Source organism: Candidatus Limnocylindrales bacterium, assembly GCA_035559535.1.
Classification (GTDB): domain Bacteria; phylum Moduliflexota; class Moduliflexia; order Moduliflexales; family JAUQPW01; genus JAUQPW01.
The window spans coordinates 1-4636 of sequence record DATMBG010000053.1; the positions used below are offsets into that span (position 1 = coordinate 1).

The 4636-nt window shown below is 45.6% G+C and carries 4 protein-coding genes; all 4 read right to left on the bottom strand.

The features are described from left to right. Positions 1 to 199 (bottom strand): hypothetical protein (locus tag VNM22_21160; GenBank protein ID HWP49681.1); only part of this gene is annotated, 199 nt, incomplete at its 3' end. 535 nt (positions 200 to 734) lie between these two features. Continuing rightward, positions 735 to 2147, bottom strand: coding sequence for a type I glutamate--ammonia ligase (glnA, locus tag VNM22_21165; GenBank protein HWP49682.1), 1413 nt, complete (start codon positions 2145 to 2147; stop codon positions 735 to 737). Between the two features lie 140 nt (positions 2148 to 2287). Further along, complete coding sequence (locus tag VNM22_21170) at positions 2288 to 3898, bottom strand: flotillin domain-containing protein (protein ID HWP49683.1); 1611 nt, start codon at positions 3896 to 3898, stop codon at positions 2288 to 2290. A 72-nt stretch (positions 3899 to 3970) separates the two neighbouring features. Further along, the coding region (locus VNM22_21175; protein HWP49684.1) for a hypothetical protein at positions 3971 to 4636 on the bottom strand (666 nt) is incomplete at its 5' end.

Here is a 4636-nt window from a genome sequence, read left to right on the forward strand (position 1 = left end):
TGCCGCCATAAAACAGAGCAAGCCCAGGGGCGGTCATCATCAAAACCAGGGCCGCTGAGGTCAGCATCCAGGCCGTATCTCCGGCACTAATTTGAGGGGGAGGGGTCTCCTCGGCACTCCATGCAAAGTTCAAATTTCCAAATCCAAATAAAAGAAAAACAAGACTTCCCAACAGGATACCAATTAATTTCCTTAACATTCTTCCCATCATAGTCAAAGCCTCCAAGGTTTATTTATAAAAATATTGTAATGATTTAGGAGTCAGAAATCAGAAAATCCCGAAGTTATTCTGATCTTTGATCCTTGATTTTTCTGTAAACATCATTTGATGGTTTTATGAGCAATGAGCATACCAGAAAGTTTATAAGGGTTTATAAGACCCGAAAAGCCTTGTCATACCTTTGAACGTAGGGGATGAGAGCCTTGATGTTTAAAAAAAGGGAGCTGACTAAGTTTTGAGCATTATGGAGGGATATTCGATTAATTTTTGGTCAGGTGGAAACGAATAGGTTAAGACCTTATTGAGATAACGACGGAAACTGAGCGTTGAAAATATTCTGAAAAAATCTTCCAGAACAAAAAGCTTATTTTTTAGGCAGGATGATTTTCTCTCCGCGAAGTTGATGAGAAATTGGGCAATGGAGGTTGGGGAGGAGGTTTGTAGTCGGGGAGAGGACCGCCATGGAAGGGGCGGCCCTGGGGTTTTGCTCAGCATCAAAGGGGGAGCTTTTTTTTTACCCATCGTAATAGAGGGCAAACTCCCAAGGGATCGGGCGAAGTCGGATCGGATTAATTTCCTTTTCGGTTTTATATTTAATCCAGGTTTCGATAAGATCCTCTGTAAAAACATCTCCTTTCATGAGAAATTCATGATCTTCTTTAAGAGCCTGAAGCGCTTCTTGCAAAGAACCCGGTACGGAAGGGACGTTGGCTAGTTCTTCAGGTTCAAGGGCATAGATATCCTTATCTAAAGGATCTCCGGGGTGGAGTTTATTGGCAACCCCATCCAGTCCGGCCATCAACATGGCCGAGAAGGCCAGGTAGCCATTACAGAGTGGGTCAGGAAATCGAACCTCTATGCGCTTGGCTTTAGGACTAGGGGAATACATGGGGATTCGTACGCCGGCGCTTCGGTTTCTGCTGGAATAGGCCAGGTTAACCGGGGCTTCAAAACCCGGGGTCAATCTTTTGTAAGAATTCGTGGTTGGAGCCACAAAGGCACATAAAGCCGGAGCGTGGGCCAGAATCCCTCCAATATAGTACAGAGCAAAATCGCTCAGGCCCGCGTATTCATCCCCTGCAAAGAGAGGTCGCCCGGCCTTCCAGACACTTTGATGGGTATGCATTCCGGAGCCATTATCCCCAAAGAGGGGTTTCGGCATGAAAGTAGCAGTCTTATTGTGTCGACGGGCTACATTCTTAACGATGTACTTGTACCACATAAGTTTGTCGGCCATTCGGGTTAAACTATCGAACCGCATATCGATCTCGCACTGACCCGCCGTGGCTACTTCATGATGCTCCTTTTCCACCTGGATACCTACCTTTTCCATCGTCTTAACCATCTCGGCCCGAAGTTTTTGAAGGCTATCGATGGGAGGTACGGGAAAATATCCTTCTTTATATCGAGGTTTGTAACCCAGATTGGGTTTTTCCTCTTTTCCGGTATTCCAGAATCCTTCCACAGAATCAATGTAGAAGAAGCCGTAATTTTCTGCCTGACCAAACCGTATATCATCGAAAACAAAAAACTCCGGTTCTGGACCAAAATAAGCTACTTCTCCCATTCCCGAAGCAATCAGGTAGGCTTCTGCTTTTTGAGCTACATAGCGGGGATCTCGGCTGTAATGCTCCCGGGTTACCGGATCTACAATGGTACATATAAGGCTCAAGGTAGGAATTTCTTGAAATGGATCCATAACGGCAGTGGTTGGATCCGGGACGACGAGCATATCACTGGCTTCAATGGATTGCCAACCTCGAATACTGGACCCATCGAATCCAATCCCCTCCTCGAAGGCTTCTTCCGTTAGCTCGCCCAAGGGGATTCCAAAATGTTGCCATTGCCCCAGGAGATCCGTAAACTTCAGGTCTACCCGCTCTGCCCGGTTGTCCTTGGCAAATTTAATAACTTCCTTTGGAGTCATATAGTCCCTTTATCTGTTGTTCGTTGTTCGTTGTCGGGGTGGGTATAACCTGTAAATCCACTTATCTGACTTTCTCCCCTTACACCCTACACAGGGGATCCCAGACAACGAACAGCGAACCTTTCTAAATACCCCGTAGTTTATTGTTCGGGTTGCTTGACTGTAGTTTGACTTAGTAACTCTTTAACCCCTGGCAGTTGATCCAGAAGGCTTTTGACGGCTTTACCGGTATCGATTTTGGAAAATTCTAGTAATTCTTTTAACAAGGGAAGAGCAGCTCCCACATTGAGAAGCGTACTTAAAATAGTTCCCATGGGATAAGAACCATTTCCCTCGGCCCCATGCCCGTTCAAGCCATGAATATCCAGGACCTTAATACTCTCGATTTGTTTGGCCGGAGCCATGAGTTCACCCAGGATTTGAGGAGCTTTATCGATTAAATTCTGGAGCACATCCCGGTAGATGAATTTGAGATCCAACAAGTTCTCGGCTTCGCGAATCTTGGCTTTAACATAGGCTTCAGCTTCTCCATCTTTTATCTTCGATAAGGCCATCCGTTCCATGGCCTCGGCTTTTTTCTGAGTCACTTCCAGTTCTCGCATGGCTTCAATCAAAGCAAGCATTTTGGCCCGCTCGACTTTCGCCTTCTCAATGGTATCGATGACCCTTTGGGCCGCTTCTTCCTTGCTCATCAAAGTAGCAAGTTGGGCTTTTTCCTCTTCGATTTTCTGTTTTTCTTTCAAAATAATAGCAATTTCTTTATCTCGCTTGGCCTCTTCAATAACCCGCTCCTTTTCAATCTCAGCCTGCTCTCGGGAACGAATCTGTTCAAGCAACGAAATCTCTCTCTTCAACTGGGCCTCTTTAATAGCCCTCTCTCTTTCAATTTGAAGTTCCTCAATCATCTGTTCTTTAAGGATCTCAGCCTCCCGGATCTTTTGTTCCTGTTGGTAAGCAAACTGCTCTGTTTCGGCCCGCTTCTGGGCACGATAGGTTTCAATCTGATGACGTTGTTCGGCCTCTGCAAACTCACGATCTTTATCCAGTTCCAGTTTGAGTTTAACCGCCTCTACATCTTTTCTCCGAATAGCTACCTCGGTGTTGCGCTCGATTTCGTTTCGTTCCCGTTGACGCTCGGAGGTTTGAGCCGTAATCTGCTTGAGACCTTCTGCATCGAAAATGTTGTTGGGATCTAACTGACCCTTTTCGGTTTGATCTAGATGGAAAATGGAAACATCTTCCAGGGTTAAACCGTTGGGAAGCAGGGCATCTTTCAAACTCTCCATAACCAGTTTAGCAAAACCTCGTCGGTTCTCATGGAGCTCTATTAAGGTCATACTCGCCGCCGTGGAACGAAGTGCGGAAACCAACTTCTCTTCCACCAGACTTTTAATTCCTTCGGCACTAAAGGACTTATCTCCTAAGCTTCTGGATGCTTTTTCAATATGGTCTTCCTTCGCTTCAATTTTTACATAGAACTCTGCTCCAATATCTACCCTCATTTTATCCTTTGTAATAAAGGCTTCTCTATCGGCTTTAAAAACTTCCAGTTTAAAGGTCTCCAGGGAAATCCATTGAATATTTTGAACAATGGGAAGAACAATGGCTCCGCTATCCACCACAACCTTTTTACCTCCCAGTCCGGTGCGAACAAACGCCATATTCGTTGGGGCTTTAACATACCACCTGGTAAAAGCCAGGATACCCATAGCCACCCCAATGGCCAGGATGATTAAAATAGTGGTAATCATCTTTCTCTCTCCTGAATCCTTCGTAGTCCGTTGCCGAAGACAATCGATAACAGGCAACCGACCACGAATAAATCAGGTTTCAATTTCAACCTTTGCCGATTCGATTCCATATTGCTGGAGAAGCTTTTCCAGCCTTTCCCGGAAGGCATAGGGGTCTCCCTTACTAAAGGTTAAGGTATTCTGACTAAAAAATTTAACGTGGGGATATAACTCTTGAAATTCCGGTGGAACCTGGTGGGGATAGGCTCTACAAAGCCCCTGCCAAAAATCTGTAAAGGTTTTCTTATCAATATTTGTAACAACCAGTTTAAAAGATTTATCTGCATAGGAAGACTCTCGAGATCCCGACGAAGGAACTACCGGCGGCTTACGGGAAGAGGTAATCGGAGGCGTTCGGGTTCCTATTGTTGGTTTACCCGAAGTTTGAACCATCTGTTTAACTGTTTCTAAAGGTTTGGGAACAAAGGTAGGACTGATACTGGCCGAGACCGATTCTCCATACCCTGCCAAACCAAAGGCATAGGCACTCTCGTTGTGTTGACTTAAATCCAACCCCATCTCCTCTTCCTCCTCACTGACCCTTAACCCCACAATCCCATCCACAACCTTCAGCAATATCAAAGACCCAAAAAACGCCAACACCCACGAAGCTAATACCCCTATTGCCTGCACCTTGAGCTGATTGGGATTACCAAAGAAAAGTCCATCACTCCCTGCTCCATTGATCGCCTTCGATGC

Excerpts from the sequence above, each read along its gene's own strand:
- glnA (HWP49682.1), bottom strand. The coding sequence starts at position 2,147 with ATGACTCCAAAGGAAGTTATTAAATTTGCCAAGGACAACCGGGCAGAG.
- VNM22_21170 (HWP49683.1), bottom strand. The coding sequence starts at position 3,898 with ATGATTACCACTATTTTAATCATCCTGGCCATTGGGGTGGCTATGGGT.